Raw genomic sequence first — 21,488 nt, forward strand, 5'->3', positions numbered from 1 at the left:
AGGAAAAAACATGCATTCAATTTTTAAAAAAGGACATCCTGAAGCACCTGTCTTTGTGCTACTTCACGGTACAGGTGGTGATGAAACATCTCTCCTACCAATTGCCCAAGAACTAAATAAACAAGCCACTGTACTAAGTATTCGTGGTGATGTTTCAGAAAATGGAATGAATCGTTATTTTAAGCGCCTAGCGGAAGGTCATTATGACTTAGAAAATCTAGAAAAACGCGGTGAGGCGCTTCATAAGTTTATTCAACAAGCCGCTAACGAGCATCAATTTTCATTGGATAAAATTATTTTTATTGGCTATTCAAATGGGGCCAATATCGCTATTCAATTATTGCTTACTCATCCCGGCAGCTACCATCAAGCTGTCCTCTATCATCCCATGTTTCCTGTTGAATTGACCAATCAACCAGACTTGACCGCCACTTCTGTTTTATTATCTCTAGGAGAGCATGACCCGATTGTCCCACTTCCTGAAAGTATGCGTGTGATTCAATTATTTCAGAATCATGGAGCAACCGTACAAGAGGTTTGGACACAAAGTCATCAATTAACTTATCAAGAAATTAAGGAAACACAAACTTGGTTGGAACATCTGTCCTCTTAACAAAAAAGTGGGTCCTAAGTCGAAATGGCTTAGGACCCACTTTTTCTATTTTAAGATAATTCACTGTCTGAGCTTCTTTTTATTCTGCCATTTGAACAACTATTTTACCAACTGCATGGTGCGTTTCACTGAGTGCATGTGCATCATAAATCCCTTGTCTAGAAAAAGGGAAAACTTCACCAATAATTGATTTCACTTTTCCAGCTGCCATCAAATCAGCAATTTTTTGTAATTGTTCTCCATTTGGTTGAAGCCAAATACTTTCAGCAGAAATATTTTTTTCGGCTGCCAATTGTTTATCTTCAATGCCCACAATTGAAACAAGACGACCTGTGTTTGGTTTTAAGACGGCAAAACTATTTTTTTGAACCTCATCACCCATTGTATCAAAGACCAAATCAACATCAGCTAATACCTCTGCAAAATTCGTTGTATGATAATCAATCACTTCATCTGCACCAATTTTTTTCAGTAAGGCATGATTTTTTGCGCTAGCGGTCGTGATGACATGTGCGCCCGCTTCTTTTGCTAGTTGAATCGCATAAGTACCGACCCCACCTGCACCAGCATGAATTAAAACAGTTTCTCCTTCTTTAAGGTGACCATGATCAAACAATGCTTGCCAAGCGGTTAAACCAGCCAACGGAACGGCAGCAGCTTCTTCAAAGCTAATTGTTTCAGGGATTTTTGCTAATAAATGATCATCCACAATCGTTACTTCTGCATAGGTACCAAAACGAGTAGTTTCAGGACGAGCAAAAACTTTATCGCCAACTTGCCAATCCGTTACTTGACTCCCCACCTCTGTAATCACACCAGCGACATCCCAACCAAGAATAATCGGAAAGGACCAATCAAACATCTGTTTTAAATATCCTTCACGCAATTTCCAATCAATCGGATTAATTGATGTCGCGTATTCTTTTACCAACACTTGATGTTCCGATAATTCTGGCAGTGTTACTTCTGCTTCTTCAAGTACCTCTTTACTTCCGTACTGATTAATCACAACAGCTTTCATAAACCAACTTCCTCTCATTTGTTTCATTTTTCACACTTTTAGTATACGCCTATTGCCTTCTTTTTATATAAGAATATGCTTTAGTTAAATTGAGAGAAAGTGGCTGTTTTTAATCTATTATTCATAACGTAAAGATTCAATTGGATCTAATTTTGCTGCTCTTCGAGCTGGTAAAGTTCCTGCTAAAAAAGCAATAAACATAATAACTAAGATAATCGTTAGTGAAGATGGCAATGAAAATTGAATTAATTTAAATCCTGTTAAAGCCTTTAAAAAAGAATCCGTTGCCAAACGATTAACTAAATTTCCAACCCCAACAGCTCCTAAAATGCCTAATATTGAGCCAAAAAAGCCAATTAAAGCCGCCTCAACACTAAAAATTGTAAAGACTTTCCCATTGCTAAGACCCACGGCTTTCATTAAACCAATTTCTCGCGTTCTTTCTTGGACAGACATATACAGCGTGTTAATAATGCCAAAGCTTGCAGCTAACAAGGCAATTGCACCAAACATGGTTAAAACACCAGTGATTGCATTGATTATATTACGAATCATGCCAATTTCATCTTCGACAGTAGTCGCTAAATAGCCAGCTTTGTCTAAATCTTTTTTGATGTCCTTAATCTGCTCTGGCGTGCTGTCTTTTTTAACTTCAGCAATAATCATCGCGTATTGATTTTTTAAATGTTCTGGAAGATCTGCTTGATTGATTGAGACAACTTTATCAATCAATGCTTTATTCATCAGCGAGAGCCCATTTTGAATGACACTGGCATTTCTAACGCCAACAATTTTTGCTTCAATAACTTGCTCTTGTCCTTTCAAGGAACTTGAGATACCTAATTGAACTGTTTCCCCCACGTCAGCTTTACTAGATGTATAGCCGAGCGCTTTTACATATTCTGGTGACAAATTAATTTCGAAGTCCTGGCTCGTTTGCGAAACTTTACGGCCAGCCGCTAAATCAATGGTCATCTCATCTAGCGCAGAAGTAGCTGAAAATACATATTTATGCTTATCTGATCCTTTTATATAATCGATAGCAACGGATTTCATTGGTTCCACTGATGTAACATCCGAGATTTTTTTAATCTTCTCAATATCTTTTTCAGCAAGCATACTTTGTTGTTGAATCGTACTGATTTTTTTCTCTGGATTATATTTACTTGGTTCTGTTCCGTTACCAACATTCATCTCCATTTTTGGCTGAATAAATAGCTGATTTGCACCACCGACACTACCGACTTGTTTGTCAATATAATCATTTACACCAATATTGACTCCTGTAGTTAAAGCTATGGTAAATGCTCCAATAAAGATTGCAATAATGGTCAATACGGTTCGACCTTTATTACGCATTAAATTGGTACTAGCTGATTTTAAAATATCTCTAAATTTCATTTACTCATCTCCTCCTACAATCAAGCCGTCTCGAACATGAACTTGCCGATCACAACGTGCTGCTAAGTCTGGATCATGTGTCACAATAATTAAGGTAATTCCTTTATTTTTATTTAAATCAAATAACAATTCTTCAATTTTCTTCCCAGTGGCAGAGTCTAAATTCCCTGTAGGTTCATCTGCAAAAATAATTTGCGGATTATTAACTAAAGCACGCGCTATACATACCCGTTGTTTTTGGCCACCAGATAAATTATTCGCTTTGTTTTGAACTTTATCTTCCAAACCGACTGCTTTTAACGCATCTAAAGCCATCTTTTTCCTCTTGCTACCGGAAATACCACAAATTTTTAATGGTAAAAGAACATTATTTAAAACTGTATCCTTGGCATTCATAAAGAATTGTTGAAAAACAAAACCAAATTCTTCATTTCTCGTTTTATTCAGCACTTTCTTTCTAATACTAGTAACATTTTTACCATTTAAATAAATATCTCCTGAAGTTGGTTGATCTAACAATGCCAAAATGTGCATAAATGTTGATTTCCCAGAGCCACTTTTACCAATTATGGCCACAGATTCACCTTTTTCAACTTTTAAATCAACACCTTTTAACGCATCAAATTTTGTTTCGTTCTTTCCATAACTTTTTTTAATATTTTTTGCTTCAATTACCGCCATGTTACCCCTCCATTTTTCATTCTTTGCCGTTTACTTATTTACAAAGTTTTTTACTCTTTTCATACTCCTTTCTTCTCTTTCTATTTTGACGGAAGCCCTTTCCTTTGTCATGGTACTTCCGATGTATCTCTCAATTAAACCAATAAGAACATGTTCAAGATCCACCTCATTGAACATGTTCTTATTAATTAGTTATGCATTTACGCGTTTAATTTCACGATGTTTATTCAATAAATAGGCCAAACCAAGATTAATGCCAACAAAGCAACTGATTGTCAGAAGAAGTGGTAGGACAGTAAAACCAGTGGATTGATAACCAACCATTGCTTGCAAGACGTGGAGCATTCTCAGGCGCATTGGTGCCCCCCCTAATTGTGCAATCGTGCCCAGTAAAATAGGAATCATTAATAACAGCAATAAAACAATGAGTTTTTTTACGCCATCTATCCGATCATTAAAGACACCTGCTAACAAGCCAAGTGAGCCGCTAAGCATTAGTAAGATAAAAAAGAGCAACCACGACATGAAAAAGTTTCCTTGCGCATAGACATCAATTAATTTCATTGATAATTGAAAATGAGAAATGAAATTGCCGCTAAATACTTTAATCAGTACAAGTACAGCCAAGGATCCAACCAAAGATAAAATAGCATTACTTACAAAATTCACCAAAAAAATCGTCCAGCGGGAAAGCCCGTTTTGAATAAACAGTTTAAAATCTGTGTTCACCCCTAAAAATGATAGTATCCCCATAAAAACCAGACAAGGAATTACTGCATCAGAGCTGACAGTATTTACGTCGTTAGAAAAGAGCAAGCCAATAAGAGGAAAAAGAATGCCGAACAAAGCATAAAAGCCAAAATAAATTGCTAAAGAACGGACTTGATAAATAACACGATACTGCAAAGCTGTTTTAAATTTCATTTTACTTTTCCTTCTTTCTATTGGTTAATTGTACAAAATATGTTTGTAAATTTAGCGGCGCAATTTGAACCTCTGCTTTTTCAGTCGGCAAGTCGCCGTACACGTAAGCCGTAACTGCTCCACCTAAAGTGTCCATGCCTAAGATTTCCAATGACTGAGTATAGCGCTCTACTTGTTCTTTCGGCCCAGAAACAATGCGACCGTTTTTCAAAATTGTTTCAATAGATTCTGCGCGAATCAATTTTCCTTGATCAATGATGATAATATCTTCTAATAAATTTGCAATTTCTTCAATCAAATGGGTGGAAATCACAAACGTACGGGGACGTTCTTGGTATGTCTCAATTAAATAAGTATAAAATAATTCCCGATGATTGGCGTCTAAACCTAAGACTGGCTCATCTAAAAAAATATACTCACAGGGGACGGATAGCGCCACTATTAGTTTAGCAATACTCCGATAACCAGTTGATAATTTTTTGAATGTCTTTTTACCATCTAAATCAAAATCGCTTAACATTTGTTCGGCTAAAGACCAGTCAAAGGATCCATAAAAACCTTCAGTCGTTTTAAAAATATCTTTGATTTTTAACTGAGGAGGAAACAAATTATCTTCACTCATTAAGTAAATATGAGTCAAAGCAGCCTCATTATCGGTCACTGTTTCTCCCGCCAATTTAACGGAACCTGAAGTGGCAAAACTTCGATTATTTATGATATTTAATAACGTACTTTTACCAGCCCCGTTTCTGCCTAAGAGCCCATAAATCGTTTCTTTTTCAAAAGTAATTGAAATATTATCTAGTGCTTTTTTTTGATGATATTTTTTACTTACTGATTCAACCCGCAAACTCATGCGTCATACCCTCTTTCAATTAGTTGTTTTAATTGTTCAGCTGTGATCCCTAATTTTTTGGCTTCGGCGACAACTTCTAAGACTTCTTTATTTAAAAATTCTTCTTTCCGTGCACTTCTTACTCTCTCTTGAGCGCCTGGTAAGACAAACATGCCAATCCCCCGTTTCTTTTCAATCAGCTGTCGTTCTACTAATAAATTCATTCCTTTTAAAACGGTGGCTGGATTGATTTGGTAACTTTTTGATATTTCTGTGGTTGAGGGAATTTGTTCGCCTTCTAAGTAAGCGCCATTAAAAATTCCTTCGGCAATCTGATCGGCTACTTGCTGAAATAAAGGCTTTTCCCCCGAAAAATTAAATTCCATTTTTACACCTCGCTTAAACGGTTAACTACTTATGTAACTAACTATATATCCTAGAAATTCTTTTGTCAATAAAAAAACCATTGTTTCCAAAGAAATTTTTCTTTGAAAACAATGGCGATACTTTTGAGTTTATTGAATGGTTTCGTTCTTATAGGGTTCCATTGTATAACAATTCATCGGTTGTTTCGTTGACAATTTTTAAGCGATTTTGTTTTTTTATCAAAATACTTTTATAGGTCGTTCCTGTAGCCTTTTCTTCCATCACAAGAATGCGTTTATACTCATTATCAGTGACTTGCTTAATCATTGTTTGATTTAAGGACGGGATTTTTTCTTTTAGCGTTTTTTCTTCCGCCAGACCTTTTAAGATTTCTGATTCTGCAGTGGAACTTGTGGATTTACTAGAATCGCTTGATACACCTTCGTTATTAGACGCACTTTCAGATGACTTGCGACTTGATTCGGTTACTTTAGGCTGTGATGATTCACTGGTATTGGTTGAATTCATTTGGGTTTGGGTTTGGTTTCCACATGCACCAATCAGTAACCCAACACCTAAGATAGAACTTGCTAAAATTGTTTTTCTAATCATTTGCATGACCTCCTACATCTATCATTACTTTAACCTTAACATTTTTCAGCTAAGAGAACAATTTTTCAGATTAGAAAAGACCACTAGTCGTTATTTAAATAAACGAACTAGTGGTCTTACTTATTTAGGAATGATCTTCATATGAGTGAGTGGGTAATAAACAAATTGTGCTTTCCCTAAGATTTGATCTGCATGTATTGCACCAAAAGAACGGCTGTCTTTGGACATACGGCGATTATCACCAAGCACAAAATAGCTATCTTTAGGTAATTTTTCTTGCATTAACAATTCTTTTGAATCAAAATTCGTAGTGTAAGGCATCGTTTCATGATCTTTTTTTCTGTTTTTAGTTAAATAGGGTTCAGCGATTGGCTGATTATTGACATATAATTGATCGTTTTCGTAACGCACAGCTTCTCCTGGTAAACCAATCACACGTTTAATCAGAATTGATCCTGTGTCTGTTTTAAAGACCACCACATCAAACCGTTTAATGGCGGAGAATTTTTCCATCACAATCATATCTCCTTGATTCAAGGTTTTTTGCATGGAATGGCCATCCACCCGAACAGGAATCAGGAAAAATCCTCTTAAAATAAAAACGGCTACGATTGCTGGTACTAAAATTTTCAGAAAGTACATTAAATACCCAACATAATCACGTTTCTTCTTCAACTTCGTGCCACCTTTTTTCTAGTTTTTTTGAATTTCTTTGACTGCTGTATCGTAAGCAGCGTCATTTTCAAGAATTAATTTACCTAAAGTGGCTTCAATTTTTGTGGCTGTTTCATTGTCGATTTCTCCAGTTACAGGCAAGCCATTTTTCTGTTGAAGATCGCTAACCGCTGCTTTTGTTTCTGCGGTGTAGTTTGCATTGTTTTCATCAACAGGATACGCTAATACAGCTAAAATAGCATTTAAGTTCTGAATATCTTCAGATTGATCTCCTTCTTTTAGCGTTTTATCGCGAGGAATCAATTTTAAATAGGCATACTCGGGGTAATCAGCTTTGATGGTTGGTTCAATTCCTTTTTCGTTGATCCATTCACCTTTTGGTGTTAACCATTTTAAAACAGTCAATTTTATTTCGGTTTGGTCATTTAAATCTTTCACCGTTTGGACCGTTCCTTTGCCAAATGTTTTCGTTCCAATTAATGGGACATTCGCAGATTCATGCAGTGCTGCAGCAAAAATTTCGGATGCACTGGCACTATTGCCATCAATGATAACTGCAACAGGTTCTTTTACTTTAAAGCCGTCGTCTAATTCTTTGGAAGCAACTTCTTTCATCGTACGTCCTTTTTTGTCTTCAAATTGAACAATTGTTTCGCCATTTTTTAAAAACATACTAGCCATTCGCTCTGCTTGATCTAGCAGTCCACCAGGATTTTGGCGTACATCAATTACAAAGGATTTAGCTCCTTTGTCACGTAAATTCGTGATTGTTTCTTTCAATTCTTGATATGTTTTTTTACCAAAGGACGTAATTTTAATCGAGCCAATTTGTGCATCATTTTTGTCTAACTCACCAGTCACTGTTTTAACGGGAATTTTCCCACGTTTGATTGAGATATTTTTAGTTTCTCCCTCTCTTTGGATAGTCAATTCAACGGAAGTTCCTTTTTTACCTCGGACTTTTGAGACGACTTCTGCTAGTTTCATCCCTTTTGTAGCTGTACCATCAACTTTTTCAATAATATCGCCTTCTTTGATTCCCGCTTTTTCAGCTGGGGAATCTGCTACAGGTGCCTCTGCTACAACTGGTTCGCCATCTTTCATTGTCATAGTGGCACCAATTCCTTCAAAATCGCCAGATAAGCTTTCGTTTAAATCATTGGCAGCAGATTCATTTAGATAAGTTGAGTATGGGTCTCCAATGGCTTCAGACATGCCTTTTAAGGCGCCTTCAACTAATTCATTTTTATCTACTTCACCTACATAATTGGTACTAATTTCATTATATAAATCCTGCACTTTGCTTAAATCAGCATTGGTAATTGCCCCTTCTTGACTCATCTTTTTAACACGATGATCAAAATAAATATAACTACTTCCTCCAGCTAAAAATGCGACACAGAGGAGCGAAATAATATATTGATAAAAAGGAACAGTTCGTTTGTTCTTCATAGATTTCATCTCATTTCTAACAAATTCGTCACTACTTTTGTTTACTATAACATGAATGAAAAAAGAGGAAAAGCTTTGTTTGCTTTTCCTCTGGATTTATTTATTGTTTTCAAGGTACTTTTCCCATAACTCATCAAAGATGTCCATGTTGCTTAAATAGTCAGCATTCATTTCTAAATAAGAAGAAAGTTCATGATAATCCTCGGTTTGTTTTGGAAACTGAATATCTTTGGCCGCTTCATTGGCAAAATCAGTTTCAGGATCTTTAGCCGGACCTTTTAATGTCATTAAGTAATGGTAAAAGCTTCGTCTCATGTAAATTAATCACTCCATTTTTCTTCGATAAATTCACTTCTACGTTGATGGGACAATCCATAACGCAAAGCATCTTTTTTATAAAAGTCTTGATGGTATTCTTCAGCAGGATAAAATGGTGCTGCTGGTTCGATGGTGGTAACAATTGGTTCTGTAAAACGGCCGCTATTAGCTAGACGTTCTTTACTTTTCTCAGCAGTTTCTTTTTGTTCTTGAGAACGATAAAAAATAACTGGCCGATAATTATCGCCGCGGTCTTGAAACTGACCGAAAGCATCAGTAGGATCTGTTTGTTGCCAATAAATATCCACTAATTGTTCGTAAGAAATAATCGCTGGATCAAAAGTGATTTCTACTGCTTCCGTATGGCCTGTTGTGTGTGTTAGAACCTGTTCATATGTTGGATTAGGAACATGCCCACCTGTATAACCCGAAACAACTGAGATAATCCCTGGTTGTGTATCAAAAGGCTGCACCATACACCAGAAACAGCCGCCTGCAAAAATTGCTTTTTCTTCCATCTCTAACACTCCTTTTTTATTTCTCTTTTGGCAAGTATATATTCATCCGAATGTCATCGTCAACTAAATTAATCTTTTCTGCTCGAACAAATAGACCATTTTGCATTCTAAACTGATCTAAACGTAATAAAACAGTTTGATCATCTGGATTGATTTCAACCCATTTAGGTAGTTTGTAAGAACGTTTAGCAAATTTCAATACTTCTTTAATTGGCAAGCCTAACGTTCCTATAGATAAACTTTTTGCTTTTAATTGTACATTACCATTCGCCATCACGTAAGGATCAAAATATAAGTAAAAAGGAATGTCATGCCCTAACACCTGAAATGTTCCATTTAATAAAGCATCATTTTCTAAATAAAATTTATATTTGATCTCCGAACCTTTTTGAAAGTCGGCTAAATAAAAGTCAATCAGTTTGTTCACTTGTTGTTTTTTTGACTGAATGGTGACGACTGGCTCGCCTTCTTTTTCAACAATTGCTGGTATTTTCTTTAAATCTGGTTCGCGAACTTGTGTTGCTCGAAATGTCACGAAAGCTACACTACCAATGACTAAACCCACTAGAATAAGAAAAGCGATTTTCCAGGGATTTCGTTTAAGATTGGTTGGTTGTGTCTTTTTAATTGATTTACTTGTTTTTGGCTTTTCTTCATTCATTTTATTCACTACCTTCTGATTTTGTTATCCATTCTTTCTCTGTCTTGACCATTTCATCCCGGACAGCTCCGGCCATAATTTGGTAGCCAAGATTATTTGGATGGAAGCGATCTTCTTCATATAACAAATTGTTTAAATCCTCTTTGCTAGCACTACTTCCTGTAGTTTCTGAGTCGCCACCAGTTACGCCAACTTCATCGCCACGACCTTTATAGAGTAAATCATTGATAGGAATGAAATAGGCTCGTTTTTGCTCTTGAACCATTTCTTCGGTTGCTTGATTCCAGTTATCAACGATTTCTTGCATTTCTGTAATTTCGGAAAAGTTTAAGTAGAAGGGATTGTAAATTCCTAAGACATAAATAGGGGCCTTCTCGTTGTACTCTCGGATTTCTTCAAGTAGTCGTCTTACTCGGCGTTGATAGGCTTTTTGGGGACGATTGAACGAGCTAACTTTCAAGTCGAAAATATTACTACTAATTACTTTCATTAAGTCATTTCCACCAACCGTTAGCGTAATCACGTCCGCAGAGGCAAGGCCCTTTTGAATTTCAGGTTTCTCTTTGATTCGTTTTAAAATTTGATCACTACGATCCCCATTTTTCCCAAAATTGTCTGTTTGAACACCGTTCAAGTTGTAGTGTTCTTTTAAATCATCTGCCACAATAGGAACAAAACCTCCACTATTCGTCAAATCGCCAATTCCTTCAGTTAAAGAATCACCGATAGCTGTATAATGAATGACTTCTTTTTGATTTTTTTGAGCAGTTGTGGCCACTTTCTCTTGCTTTAATAGTGGCTTTGCTTTGGGGATGGCCACACTTAACAATGTAAAAACACCTAGCGCAATGAGGATAGGTGTTAAGACGGTCAGCAAAATATGCTGTGTTTGTTTTTTCATCTTCGTCACTTCCTTTTAAATAAACTAACAAGAAATTTTACTTTTATTGTTAGAAAGAGGTTGCGTCTACTCATTTAAGAGTGAGACCCAACCTCGTTATTCCTTAGTCTGTATAGTACATAATAGCAAAGGCATTTTTTCCTGTATGTGTTGCAATGACTGGATTCGTATGTAATACGGGAATATCCATGTCTTTAAAGATTGCTTGTAATCCTTCTTTGAATCCATTTGCTAGTTCTAGCCCATCCGCATGAGAAATGCCAATTTGTCGAACATTTGGAATCTTACTTAATTCTGATTTCAATTCGTCAAACCATTTATTAAACGTTTTAACGCCTCGGCCTTTTGCTACAGGAATCAATTCCGTATTTTCAAAGTCCATGACAACTTTCATATTAAAAATGTTTGATAATAATCCTGTTGTACGGCTGATTCGTCCACCTTTAACCAAATTATCTAATGTTGAAATGCCAATGTATAATTTAGTATTTTGTTTGACGCGTTCAATTTCAGCTAAAATTTCTGGAACACCCGCTCCCGCTTGTGCCAATTTTGCTGCTTGAATGACTTGGAAAGACAAACCTTGGTCTGTAAAATCGCTATCAATCACCGTTACTTTACTTGATGATAAGTTGCTAGCTTGACGGGCCGCTTCAACCGTTCCACTTAAGCCTTTTGTCATGTGAATCGAAATTACTTCACTGCCATCTTCACCTAAGCGATCATATAATTCTACAAATTCACCAATTGGTGGTTGACTGGTTTTGGGTAAGGCCTTCGCATTAGCCATCATGTCCATAAATTTTTCGCCTGGCAAATGATCATCATCTGGATAAACAACGCCATCAACCATAATTGATAAAGGCATCATATGGATATTTAATTCATCTCTAAGACTTTTTTCCATCGTACATGAAGAATCCGTTACGATTTTAACGTTTGTCATAAATTTATCACTCTTTCTTTAAAAGGAACCTGTTTTCATGGTAGAATACCATTAAACGGTTAATTATCTAGTTATAGTATAACAGACACTGCCGAATTTTTCATCAAATTAAAATAAAGGAAGTGAATTTATTGGAAAAAACGCATTTCTCAAAAAAATACCTAATCGTGAACGAAGTCTTAAATGCAGTTACACATGGCATAGGCGCAGGTTTAAGTATTGCTGGCTTAGTCATTTTACTTGTTAAAGGAGCTCGTTTAGGCTCACCGATTCACGTGGTATCTTATGCTATTTATGGCTCCATGTTGATTCTACTTTTTTTATCTTCAACGTTATTTCATAGTTTAATTTTTACAAGAGCCAAAAAGGTCTTTCAGGTCTTCGATCATAGTTCTATTTTCTTATTGATTGCTGGCAGCTATACGCCTTTTTGCTTAATTAGTATTGGCGGTTGGTTAGGTTGGACCTTATTTAGTTTAGTCTGGTTAATCGCCATCGTCGGTATTGTCTATAAATCCCTCACGTTGCATAAACAAGAAACAGTGAAAAACATTTCAACGATTATTTATATTGTTTTAGGTTGGCTCTGTATCATCGCTGCTCGTCCGTTATATGAATCTCTTGGATTTACAGGAACAGCGTTATTGGTCGCAGGAGGCGTGTCTTACACATTAGGTGCAGCCTTCTATTCATTGAAAAATGTGCGGTTTATGCATGTAGTTTGGCATTTGTTCGTCATGCTTGCAGCGATCCTCATGTATTTTTCTGTTCTCTTTTATACGTAACCACAGCACAAAAAGAACACGATGCTCAAAGCATCGTGTTCTTTTATTGCCCTAAATCTCTTTATTATAAAGGATTATTCTTCTTTTCGAATTATTTTAACATAAATTAGTAGAAAAGACTTTACAAAACGAACATACATTCGTATAATAACAATACGAACACTCGTTCGAATCAAATGAAGAGGTGATACACATGGAAGCAATTCGTCGTGTTGGATTTTTATTTTTTGTATTGGTTATAGGTATTTTTTTGGGAACATTAGGATTACGTCTTGCTTTTATGATCGTGACGCCGTTATTTATTCTTTGGTTTATGTCATGGGATGAGAAGCGTTATACACGTACACGTAAACAACAGCAAGCAAGATACGTTTATCGTAAGTTCCCTTAATAAATAATAAAACGGTGTGTTCCCCCCAAGCTACGCTCCGTTTTTATAAATATGTCAAAGAAAGAGCGAAGGATTAAATCCTTCGCTCTTTCTAATTAAATTAGATTAGTATTCCATTAAGGTAACAATATCGTAGCCATCAATTTTATCGCGGCCATGTAAATCCATTAATTCAATTAGGAACGCACAACCAACCACAATACCACCTAATTGTTCGACTAATTCGATGGTTGCTTTAATTGTACCACCAGTTGCTAACAAGTCATCACAAATCAAAACACGTTGACCTGGTGTGATGGCATCTTTGTGCAACGTCAATGTATCTGAACCATATTCTAAGTCATAAGTCACTTCGATGGTTTCACGAGGAAGTTTTCCTTTTTTACGAACCGGAGCAAAGCCAACCCCTAATTCATAAGCCACTGGACAGCCGACAATAAAGCCACGAGCTTCCGGTCCTACAACCATATCAATTCTTTTTTCTTTCGCGTAATCCACGATTTGTTTTGTTGCTTCACGGTAGGCATCCCCATTAGCCATTAATGGAGAAATGTCACGGAACACGATCCCTTTCTCAGGATAATCTGGAATGCTTGCAATGTAATCTCTTAAATCCATTTTTATTTGTCCTCCTCATTCCACAGCCATTGTTGTATTGTTTGACAATCACTGTAAAGTAGAAATTCTTCTGTTTTTATTTTTTTCAATCGTTGTTGGTACACTTGACTTTCAGTCAATGGTCGATTGTCGGGTTTCTCAATACTGTTTAAAACACCGCTTTCTATTGTAACAAATCCTAAGTCAAAAAACACCTGTATCATGAAAATTAATAATTTTTCTTGGATATTTAAGTAATTTGCCACCTTCGATAGCTGGGAACGTAGATTTACTTCTTTTTGCTGCAAAATAAATTTATACAATGTTGCAAATTGTTCACGCGAAGCCATACCGTTTAAATAAGCTTCTTCTGGTGAAATAAACATCATGTATATACGTTGTATCTCAGTTGCTTCAACAATTTCTTTAACCGTGATTGCTTCCACAGGACAGTCGACAAAAACCAGTTGTTCGATTTGATTTTGAGAAACAGCTTCCACCAATTCTTCTTGGTTTGACCAAACAATAATATTAGCGGTTGGATCTGAAATGAATTTTTGATTTTTTTCATCAAACAAAAGATAAGCTGTTGCTTCTGAAGGAATTGGTTTCGTTTGATTATTTTTGCCACGAAAATCAAATAATTGTCTTCCCGATACAGCAAAATCAGTCACCATTAATTGTGGTTTCTTACGACCATTCCATTCATTGATGGAAAGTTGGCCTGCCACATCGGCGGTTCCTTGTGCTAGTTCATCCGCTTGAGGCCCCATTTGAAAAGCAATTGCATCCAATTGTGCCCCTTCTTGATTCATTTGAAATTTCAGATGTGCATTATCTGCACCAATTTGCCGAATTTGCGTAGGTGTGATTTCCTTAAATACAAAAGTTGGAACAGTATTATCGGTCCCAAAAGGCGCCAAAATACGCAATTGATCAATAAAAGCAGTCGTTGCCTGCGAAACCGCTAAGCTCTCACTAATGAGCAACTCTTGTCCATTAGCCATATCAATTTGATTTTTTTCAATAAAGTGTGCCAAATGTTCTTGAACAAAAGGAATATTTTCAACAGGTAAAGTCATTCCCGCTGCCATATGATGCCCACCAAAATGAGTGAATTGCTCACGCACTTCGTTCAACGCCTCATAGAGATTCAATGCGCTAATGCTACGTCCAGAGCCTTTAGCGGTCGTACCAGATTCATCTATTGCTAAAATAATGGTTGGTTTCCCCGTTTCTTGCATAATGCGGCCCGCGACAATCCCCAAGACGCCTTCATGCCAGCCTTGTTTCGCTAAAATATGGACCGGCGCATTCGGGTCGATTAAATCCAGCGCTTCTTTGGCAATCGTCGTTACAATGTCTTTTCGTTCATTGTTTTGTTGATCGATATATTTAGCGATTTCCAGCGCTTGCTCTTCATCAAATGTAGTCATTAATTCAACACCTGGTGCGGCTTCCCCTAATCGACCTAACGCATTTAAACGAGGTCCAATGGTAAAGCCAATTGATTCTTCTGAAACAGCTTCCTTTTTCACACCCGCTTCTTGTAGTAAAACGTCTAAACCAATTCGATCACCAGTTTGAATCATTTGAAGGCCCATTTTGACAAACGTTCTATTTTCATCGGTTAATGAAACCAAGTCAGCAATTGTCCCAATTGCTACCAAATCTAATAACTCAATTGGCAATTCACCAAGTAACGCAGTAGCGACTTTGAAAGCCACGCCAACACCAGCTAAATCTCCAAAAGGATAGTCACCTTGCGGATGTCTAGGGTGGACAATCGCATAGGCTTCTGGTAATTGTTCAGGCAATTCATGATGGTCAGTAACGATTACATCTACTCCTTGTGCCATAGCGTAGTTAATTGCTTCATGTCCGGCTACACCATTATCAACGGTTACAATTAATTGGACTCCTTGTTCAATTTGTTCAGCAAATACGTCTTTATTAGGTCCATATCCATGAACAAAACGATTCGGTAGAAAGTACTGAACCATGCCACCGACTAATTCGATTGCTTCTTTCATAACCGTGGTACTAGTGATGCCATCTGCATCATAATCCCCATAGACAAGGATTTGTTCACCCGCTTCGACGGCTTGCTGGATGCGGGCTACCGCTTTCTCCATATCATGCATTAAGAACGGATCATAAATATCTTCGATAGTCGGATGTAGAAACTTACGTAATGCTTCTTCTGTCCGGATATTGCGGTGCCATAAAAGTTGGCCAATTAATGGATTAATTTCTTCTTTTTTTAATTGTTCTATAAATTCTACAGGTAATTCTGTCTTTGTCTGTAACTGCCATTGATAGTTTGATTTTTTCACGACGTCACTCCTAACCAAGTAATTATAGCAAAATTTTTCCAAAAACTAAAGAAAGCATTTTTTTAAATCTGAGAAAAAAACTGTGATATCTGTTAGATAAATAGCAGATATCACAGTTTTATTTTAAAAGAAACTTAGCGATAAAGTCTCTTCCTTATTTTTGTTCCTCTTCATTCACACGAGGTTTCACATAACGATCAATACGACTACCTGACACAGGCGTTGCGTCTACTTCTGTGTTTGATGTTTGTTCGTTGACCACTGGTTCTGCGACTTGTGGTGCTGCCGCTTGTTTGGCTTGCAAATCAGCCAATTGATTATCAAAAGAACGTTGAACTTTTTCCGTTTCTTCTTTGACTAATTTATCCATATCATTTTTATAAATATCCAACTCTTTTTGTACAGCTTTTAATTCCTTACGTTGGTTCCAAATGGTGGTTGTGGAGGTTAGTAACCCAACTAGTGCGCCAATAATTGCAGAACCTAAAATAATTAAGATTAACGGTCCACTAATTTTAGTAAAACCAAAGTTTACTGGAACAGCTTGATTATTTAAAACAGCAAAAATAACAACAATTAAGACCAACACAAGGCCCAAAATAACACGCCATTGATTTTTCATGACTTGATCGACTCCTTTATTTTTTATTTAAAATATTTCCCGCTATGAAATCTCCTAAATGTGGAAACAATGTATAAAAGCGGGCAGCCGCTTCCATGACAAATGGACGATTAATCTCACGTCGAGAAGTCCCCATACTCCCAACCACTTCTTTCGCTAATTTCGTAGGGTCCAAAACAATTTTATCCACCGCAGCTAGATAAGTGCCTGTCGGGTCCGCTTTATCAAAGAATTCTGTTTGGATTGGTCCTGGATTGACAGTCGTTACTGCTACACCCAACGGTTTCAATTCTAAACGTAAAGCATTTGAAAAACCTAACACAGCAAATTTCGTTGCAGAATAAACGGTTGATTTAGCTGTAGCCATCTTCCCAGCCATTGAAGCAACGTTGATAATATGTCCTTGCCCAGCTTCAATCATTTTAATAGCTACTTTTTGAGTAAACGTCATCATTCCTAAAACGTTGACATCAAACATTTGGCGTGCAACAGCCAAGTCAATCTCAACAAAATTTTCAAACAAGCCAAAACCAGCATTGTTGACTAAAACATCTATAGGACCAACTTCTGCTGAAATAGCTTCAACCACACGTTCAACGCTTTCTGGATCGGCAATATCTAATTGATAAGAAAATGCTTCTCGTCCGCTCAAAGCAGCACACTGCTCGCGAACTTTACCAATCAAATTAATTCTGCGGGCGCAGACAACGACGACCGCCCCTTGTTTAGCTGCTTCATAACAAATTTGTTCACCTAAACCAGCTGAACCTCCAGTTACGACAACGACTTTATTTGTTAAATCCATCTAAGCTCCTCCTTCATTGGCAAATGGAATCTCAATGATATCCATATCTTTCACGATTTTTGTATTGGGGAAAATTTCTTGGGCTTCTTCTTGAAGCTGATAGGCCTCTTTGGTTAAATAACGGGCACTAATATGCGTTAAGATAAGTTGTTTTACTTGCGCTTCTTTTGCAACTTCAGCTGCTTGTTGACTGGTTGAGTGGAAGTAGGCTTTTGCCATTTTTGCTTCGTGTTTATTAAACGTACTTTCATGGACTAAAACATCCGCTCGTCGTGCTAAAGTTACACTATTTTTGGTTTTGCGAGTGTCTCCTAAAATCGTCACGATTCGCCCAGGTTTACGCTCTCCCACAAACGCTTGTCCATTAATTTCCTGTCCATCAAAAACAATCGTTTCACCACGTTTGAGTTTGCCATACAATGGCCCAGAAGGAATCCCTAAAGCTTGAAGTTTCTCTACTTGTAATTCTCCTTCATGCGCTGCCTCCTCAATTCGATAGCCAAAGCTCGTGATGCCATGGTCCAAGATATTACAGCGAACAGTGAATTGTTTATCTTTAAAAATAACGTCATTTTCTTTTGTTAATTCAATAAATTTCAGTGGATAGGACAACCGTGATTGTGAGACCCGTAAAGAAGTTTTAACAAAATCAGCAATCCCAACTGGTCCATAGATTTCTAAAGGTTCTGTCCCGCCCTGAAAAGAACGACTACTTAACAAACCAGGTAAACCAAAAATATGATCCCCATGTAAATGTGTAATAAAAATCTTTTCAATTTTTCTTGGGCGAATACTACTTTTTAAAATTTGCAATTGAGTCCCTTCACCACAATCGAAGAGCCAAACTGCATTTCGTTCATCTAATAATTTCAACGCAATTCCTGTGACATTGCGATGTTTTGCTGGTACACCAGCGCCTGTTCCTAAAAATTGTATTTCCATCTGCTACCATACTTTCTTTTAAACTTCCTTTTTATTTTAGAAGAAGTTTGCTCCTTTAGCAAATAATAATTTATCTATTTTCTCAAAGTTTTCTTCTTAGTTTACCGTATTTTACGATAAAATAACAAAAAATTAGCAAACTACCATAAAAAACCGTGATTTCTTAGTATTTTAAAAGACTGTTTCCCTTTATTCAGAAAACAGTCTTTGCTCCTTATTCTTCTTTCGATGTCGCTTCTTTATGTTGTTCTTTTTTTGCTTGCCACGATTGTTTCGCTTCATTTGCAACTTCGTTCGCATCGTTAATTTCTTGTTGGACTTCCTCTAAATCAAGCCGCGTGATTTCGCCACCTAAGTCAAACATAACCAATTGGTTGAGCGGACGGTTGTCTTCTTCTTCTGCAATTAATAATAATCCCGTTTGTCCTTCATCAATCTTTTGAATCACATGTTCAAAAACCGTTTGTGCTTCTTGAATTTCTTTGGCGTCTTTGCTTGCACCATACATACTTCCAGCAAACCAGCCAAAAAGAATGCCCAGAGGACCACCTAATATGCCTACTAGCATCCCAATCATGCTATCTTTTGATGTATGATTGTTGCCTGTAAAATCGATAAAATCATTGATTTTAAATTGATGCTGGCCATCATTAACATGCGTAACAACCGCCATTTGCTCACCTTTAAGCTGTCTTTCTGCCTGCATCTTTTTTATTTCGGAAAATGCTTGGTACGATTTACTTTCAATATCAAAGTTCATAATGATAATTCGTTTTGCCATACAAATCGCTCCTTTATTCTGGATACATCTATTTTAGCAAGAAAGGCCTGTCTCTAGCAATGAAAACTTTTTGGTTATGTATAAAAAAAGAAGATAGCTGGGCTACCTCCTTGTTAATGCTTATTTACCATCAAGAATATTTAAACGGACCTTTTTCGGACCATCGATACGTACACTATAAACAATTGTCCGAATTGCTTTTGCAACACGCCCTTGTTTACCAATGATACGTCCAATATCTTCTTTGGCCACAGTCAAATTATACTCGAGGAAATCAGTTGATTCCTCAATTTCTAATGAGACTGCTTCAGGTTGACTGACTAACGGACGGACAATAGTTAAAATTAACTCTTTCACATCTGCCATATTCAATCACCTTATTTCTTAACGTTTTTAGCTTCATGATGTTTTTTCATAACGCCTTCTTTTGAAAGGATGTTACGAACTGTATCAGAAGGTTGCGCACCTTTAGATAACCAATCTAAAACTAAATCTTCTTTTAAAACTACTTCTGCAGGGTCTTTCAAAGGGTTGTAAGTACCTACAGTTTCGATGAAACGTCCATCACGAGGAGAACGAGAATCAGCTACTACAATACGGTAAAAAGGACTCTTTTTAGAACCCATACGTTTTAAACGAATTTTAACTGCCATTATTAAATACACCTCCATTAACTTAATCACAAGAGTTAGTTTAACAGATTAACAACAACCTGTAAAGAGTTTTTTCTTGACACCTTTACTTTTTTTCAATTTTTTTAGCCAATTTGCAGGAAAACAAACGAAATAATGAAGAATTTTTACAAAATTTGATAATAGTTGTACTGGTTTCTCACTTGAAAGCCTTCTGTTTGATAGAGATGAAGCGCTGCTTGATTTTCTGTTTCAACTTCTAAAAAAATAGTCGCTGAAGCTGAATTGTCTAAAATCATTCGGAGCGCGGACTGTAACACTTGACGGCCAAGACCGCGACCTCGTTGCGTTTTTGTCACAACAAAGCCATAAATCCCCCATTCGTTTTCAAAATGATCCAAACGTAGCGTGGCTAAAAGTTGATTGTTTTCTTTATAAATAAGTGTTCGTTGAAGGTCCTCCGGCAAAGGCGTACCTTCGAGTAACCTAGCCAAGGAATGCAAATCAGCCACTTGTGGTCGGAGAAGTGTCAGCTTCGCCAACGCCTGTGAGTAAGTTTCTCTTTGAAAAACCAGATACTGTTCTGAAAAGCTGGCACAATTCCTTGTCTATTAAAATAATTCAGGCCAACAGATTGCTTGTCGTCCATCACGAGAAAGACTTCTTTCATTCCCCACAAAGCTGCTTGCTTTTCGAGTTCTTGAACAAGTTCTTCAAAAAATGGCCCTACATTTGGCGCAACAATCGTCGCTTCCAAGGTTTCCCCATCAAAACAATACCCTACGATATATGCTTGAATGGTTTGTTCCTTCCTGTATAAACCATAATAAGTATAAGCTGATTCCTCAGGAAATGTTTGTTCCAATTTATAAAAAGTTTCTTGTTTAATCATTTCCTTGTTTCTTAATTCAGTCAATGTTTGTTTCTCCGACGGTGTTAATTGTCGGCGCCAATTTATTTTTTTATTCAAGCAGTTGCTCCTTTACTCATCCTTTTACTAGCTATTATACGTGAAGTTACGAAGTTCAACAATGTACAAGGATAAAACGTTTGCGCTTTTTTCGAAAAAGTACTATCATAAAGTAAGTAAAAGAAAAATGGAGGGATTTACATGACAAAAAAAATTGGTATTTTTGTAGGGAGTTTAAGAAAAGATTCATTTAACAAATTGGTAGCAAAAACAATGGCGGACTTATTTCCAGCTGATTTCGAACCTGTTTTTATTAACATTGGTGATTTAGAATTATACAATCAAGATTTGGATGATGAAGGAACCCCCACCGAAGCTTGGACAACATTCCGTGAAGAAGTCAAACAAGTAGATGGTGTGATGTTTGTAACACCAGAATATAACCGTTCAGTACCAGCTGTTTTAAAAAATGCATTGGATGTCGGTTCACGTCCGTATGGCGAAAGCGTTTGGGATAAAAAACCCGGACTTGTGGTGAGTGTTTCACCAGGTGCAATTAGCGGATTTGGTGCAAACCATCATTTAAGACAATCATTAGTCTTCTTAAATGTTCCAACTTTACAACAACCTGAAGCCTATATTGGCGGTATTACGAACTTAATTGGTGAAGATGGTAAAATTATTGATGGCACTGTTGGCTTCTTACAATCAATTGTAGATGCTTACGTGGATTTCTTTAATCGCTTAACTGCCTAATTGAATC

The 21,488-nt window shown here is 36.8% G+C and carries 26 protein-coding genes and 1 pseudogene; 4 read left to right on the forward strand and 23 right to left on the reverse strand.

From position 1 onward, the window contains the following. Nucleotides 1-10: 10 nt before the first annotated feature. Nucleotides 11-613 carry an alpha/beta hydrolase gene (locus tag IGL23_RS07035; protein ID WP_033594770.1) on the forward strand — a complete coding sequence of 201 codons (603 nt, stop codon included), beginning with the start codon at nucleotides 11-13 and terminating at the stop codon, nucleotides 611-613. A 79-nt stretch (nucleotides 614-692) separates the two neighbouring features. Here the strand turns inward: IGL23_RS07035 and IGL23_RS07040 are convergent, their stop codons facing one another. The 14 genes from IGL23_RS07040 to IGL23_RS07105 form a co-directional block, all read right to left on the reverse strand. Beyond that, nucleotides 693-1,661: an NADP-dependent oxidoreductase gene (locus tag IGL23_RS07040; protein WP_181036285.1), complete on the reverse strand. Its 969-nt coding sequence runs from the start codon at nucleotides 1,659-1,661 to the stop codon at nucleotides 693-695. Nucleotides 1,662-1,751: 90 nt separating this feature from the next. Beyond that, a complete protein-coding gene (locus IGL23_RS07045; RefSeq protein WP_033594776.1) occupies nucleotides 1,752-3,035 on the reverse strand; it encodes an ABC transporter permease in 1,284 nt (427 codons plus the stop codon). Then, a complete protein-coding gene (locus tag IGL23_RS07050) occupies nucleotides 3,036-3,716 on the reverse strand; it encodes an ABC transporter ATP-binding protein (protein WP_033594778.1) in 681 nt (226 codons plus the stop codon). Between the two features lie 192 nt (nucleotides 3,717-3,908). After that, nucleotides 3,909-4,640, reverse strand: a complete 732-nt coding sequence (locus IGL23_RS07055; protein ID WP_002357455.1) for a hypothetical protein — start codon at nucleotides 4,638-4,640, stop codon at nucleotides 3,909-3,911. A gap of 1 nt (nucleotide 4,641) precedes the next feature. Continuing rightward, the gene (locus IGL23_RS07060; protein ID WP_002377309.1) at nucleotides 4,642-5,496 is read right to left on the reverse strand and encodes an ATP-binding cassette domain-containing protein; all 855 of its coding nucleotides are present in this window, start codon (nucleotides 5,494-5,496) and stop codon (nucleotides 4,642-4,644) included. Continuing rightward, the gene (locus IGL23_RS07065) at nucleotides 5,493-5,861 is read right to left on the reverse strand and encodes a GntR family transcriptional regulator (RefSeq protein WP_002357453.1); all 369 of its coding nucleotides are present in this window, start codon (nucleotides 5,859-5,861) and stop codon (nucleotides 5,493-5,495) included. The genes IGL23_RS07060 and IGL23_RS07065 overlap by 4 nt, the downstream gene beginning before the upstream one ends. A gap of 148 nt (nucleotides 5,862-6,009) precedes the next feature. Next, nucleotides 6,010-6,459, reverse strand: coding sequence for a hypothetical protein (locus IGL23_RS07070; RefSeq protein WP_430619632.1), 450 nt, complete (start codon nucleotides 6,457-6,459; stop codon nucleotides 6,010-6,012). A gap of 114 nt (nucleotides 6,460-6,573) precedes the next feature. Beyond that, nucleotides 6,574-7,128 (reverse strand): signal peptidase I, encoded by a 555-nt coding sequence (gene lepB, locus IGL23_RS07075; protein ID WP_002382369.1) that lies wholly within the window; start codon nucleotides 7,126-7,128, stop codon nucleotides 6,574-6,576. An 18-nt stretch (nucleotides 7,129-7,146) separates the two neighbouring features. After that, nucleotides 7,147-8,589 (reverse strand): S41 family peptidase, encoded by a 1,443-nt coding sequence (locus IGL23_RS07080; RefSeq protein ID WP_016630427.1) that lies wholly within the window; start codon nucleotides 8,587-8,589, stop codon nucleotides 7,147-7,149. Between the two features lie 87 nt (nucleotides 8,590-8,676). Continuing rightward, nucleotides 8,677-8,895 carry a YozE family protein gene (locus tag IGL23_RS07085; RefSeq protein ID WP_002357449.1) on the reverse strand — a complete coding sequence of 73 codons (219 nt, stop codon included), beginning with the start codon at nucleotides 8,893-8,895 and terminating at the stop codon, nucleotides 8,677-8,679. 5 nt (nucleotides 8,896-8,900) lie between these two features. Further along, nucleotides 8,901-9,416 carry a peptide-methionine (S)-S-oxide reductase MsrA gene (gene msrA, locus IGL23_RS07090; RefSeq protein ID WP_002365716.1) on the reverse strand — a complete coding sequence of 172 codons (516 nt, stop codon included), beginning with the start codon at nucleotides 9,414-9,416 and terminating at the stop codon, nucleotides 8,901-8,903. Nucleotides 9,417-9,432: 16 nt separating this feature from the next. Then, nucleotides 9,433-10,086, reverse strand: a complete 654-nt coding sequence (locus IGL23_RS07095; RefSeq protein WP_002381864.1) for a YpmS family protein — start codon at nucleotides 10,084-10,086, stop codon at nucleotides 9,433-9,435. After that, nucleotides 10,079-10,978: an SGNH/GDSL hydrolase family protein gene (locus tag IGL23_RS07100; RefSeq protein ID WP_002365717.1), complete on the reverse strand. Its 900-nt coding sequence runs from the start codon at nucleotides 10,976-10,978 to the stop codon at nucleotides 10,079-10,081. Before IGL23_RS07100 ends, IGL23_RS07095 begins: the two co-directional genes overlap by 8 nt. 103 nt (nucleotides 10,979-11,081) lie before the next feature. Further along, nucleotides 11,082-11,924, reverse strand: a complete 843-nt coding sequence (locus tag IGL23_RS07105) for a DegV family protein (RefSeq protein WP_002357444.1) — start codon at nucleotides 11,922-11,924, stop codon at nucleotides 11,082-11,084. 131 nt (nucleotides 11,925-12,055) lie between these two features. On the opposite strand from IGL23_RS07105, the gene trhA reads away from it, so the two are divergent. Together trhA and IGL23_RS07115 are read left to right on the forward strand one after the other, a co-directional pair. Then, nucleotides 12,056-12,709: a PAQR family membrane homeostasis protein TrhA gene (gene trhA, locus IGL23_RS07110; protein WP_002357443.1), complete on the forward strand. Its 654-nt coding sequence runs from the start codon at nucleotides 12,056-12,058 to the stop codon at nucleotides 12,707-12,709. 193 nt (nucleotides 12,710-12,902) lie between these two features. Then, the gene (locus IGL23_RS07115; RefSeq protein ID WP_002360203.1) at nucleotides 12,903-13,100 is read left to right on the forward strand and encodes a hypothetical protein; all 198 of its coding nucleotides are present in this window, start codon (nucleotides 12,903-12,905) and stop codon (nucleotides 13,098-13,100) included. Nucleotides 13,101-13,205: 105 nt separating this feature from the next. On the opposite strand, the gene IGL23_RS07120 is transcribed toward IGL23_RS07115, so the two are convergent. The 9 genes and pseudogenes from IGL23_RS07120 to IGL23_RS07160 form a co-directional block, all read right to left on the reverse strand. Further along, a complete protein-coding gene (locus IGL23_RS07120) occupies nucleotides 13,206-13,718 on the reverse strand; it encodes an adenine phosphoribosyltransferase (RefSeq protein ID WP_002357441.1) in 513 nt (170 codons plus the stop codon). A gap of 2 nt (nucleotides 13,719-13,720) precedes the next feature. Then, the gene (gene recJ, locus IGL23_RS07125; protein WP_002397343.1) at nucleotides 13,721-16,033 is read right to left on the reverse strand and encodes a single-stranded-DNA-specific exonuclease RecJ; all 2,313 of its coding nucleotides are present in this window, start codon (nucleotides 16,031-16,033) and stop codon (nucleotides 13,721-13,723) included. A gap of 154 nt (nucleotides 16,034-16,187) precedes the next feature. Continuing rightward, nucleotides 16,188-16,655 (reverse strand): LapA family protein, encoded by a 468-nt coding sequence (locus tag IGL23_RS07130; protein WP_002357439.1) that lies wholly within the window; start codon nucleotides 16,653-16,655, stop codon nucleotides 16,188-16,190. 16 nt (nucleotides 16,656-16,671) lie between these two features. Next, nucleotides 16,672-17,460 carry an SDR family NAD(P)-dependent oxidoreductase gene (locus IGL23_RS07135; RefSeq protein ID WP_002364028.1) on the reverse strand — a complete coding sequence of 263 codons (789 nt, stop codon included), beginning with the start codon at nucleotides 17,458-17,460 and terminating at the stop codon, nucleotides 16,672-16,674. Then, nucleotides 17,461-18,402, reverse strand: a complete 942-nt coding sequence (rnz, locus tag IGL23_RS07140; RefSeq protein ID WP_002360200.1) for a ribonuclease Z — start codon at nucleotides 18,400-18,402, stop codon at nucleotides 17,461-17,463. 214 nt (nucleotides 18,403-18,616) lie between these two features. Continuing rightward, complete coding sequence (locus tag IGL23_RS07145) at nucleotides 18,617-19,183, reverse strand: hypothetical protein (RefSeq protein ID WP_002357436.1); 567 nt, start codon at nucleotides 19,181-19,183, stop codon at nucleotides 18,617-18,619. Between the two features lie 120 nt (nucleotides 19,184-19,303). Further along, nucleotides 19,304-19,549 carry a KH domain-containing protein gene (locus IGL23_RS07150; protein ID WP_002357435.1) on the reverse strand — a complete coding sequence of 82 codons (246 nt, stop codon included), beginning with the start codon at nucleotides 19,547-19,549 and terminating at the stop codon, nucleotides 19,304-19,306. 11 nt (nucleotides 19,550-19,560) lie between these two features. Next, a complete protein-coding gene (gene rpsP, locus IGL23_RS07155) occupies nucleotides 19,561-19,836 on the reverse strand; it encodes a 30S ribosomal protein S16 (protein WP_002357434.1) in 276 nt (91 codons plus the stop codon). 146 nt (nucleotides 19,837-19,982) lie between these two features. Beyond that, nucleotides 19,983-20,785, reverse strand: a pseudogene (locus IGL23_RS07160) (GNAT family N-acetyltransferase). Nucleotides 20,786-20,926: 141 nt separating this feature from the next. Between IGL23_RS07160 and IGL23_RS07165 the strand changes: the two are divergent. Continuing rightward, nucleotides 20,927-21,481, forward strand: a complete 555-nt coding sequence (locus IGL23_RS07165; RefSeq protein ID WP_002357432.1) for an NADPH-dependent FMN reductase — start codon at nucleotides 20,927-20,929, stop codon at nucleotides 21,479-21,481. Nucleotides 21,482-21,488 lie beyond the last annotated feature (7 nt).

This window comes from Enterococcus sp. MSG3299, assembly GCF_050555765.1.
Taxonomy (GTDB): Bacteria; Bacillota; Bacilli; order Lactobacillales; family Enterococcaceae; genus Enterococcus; species Enterococcus faecalis.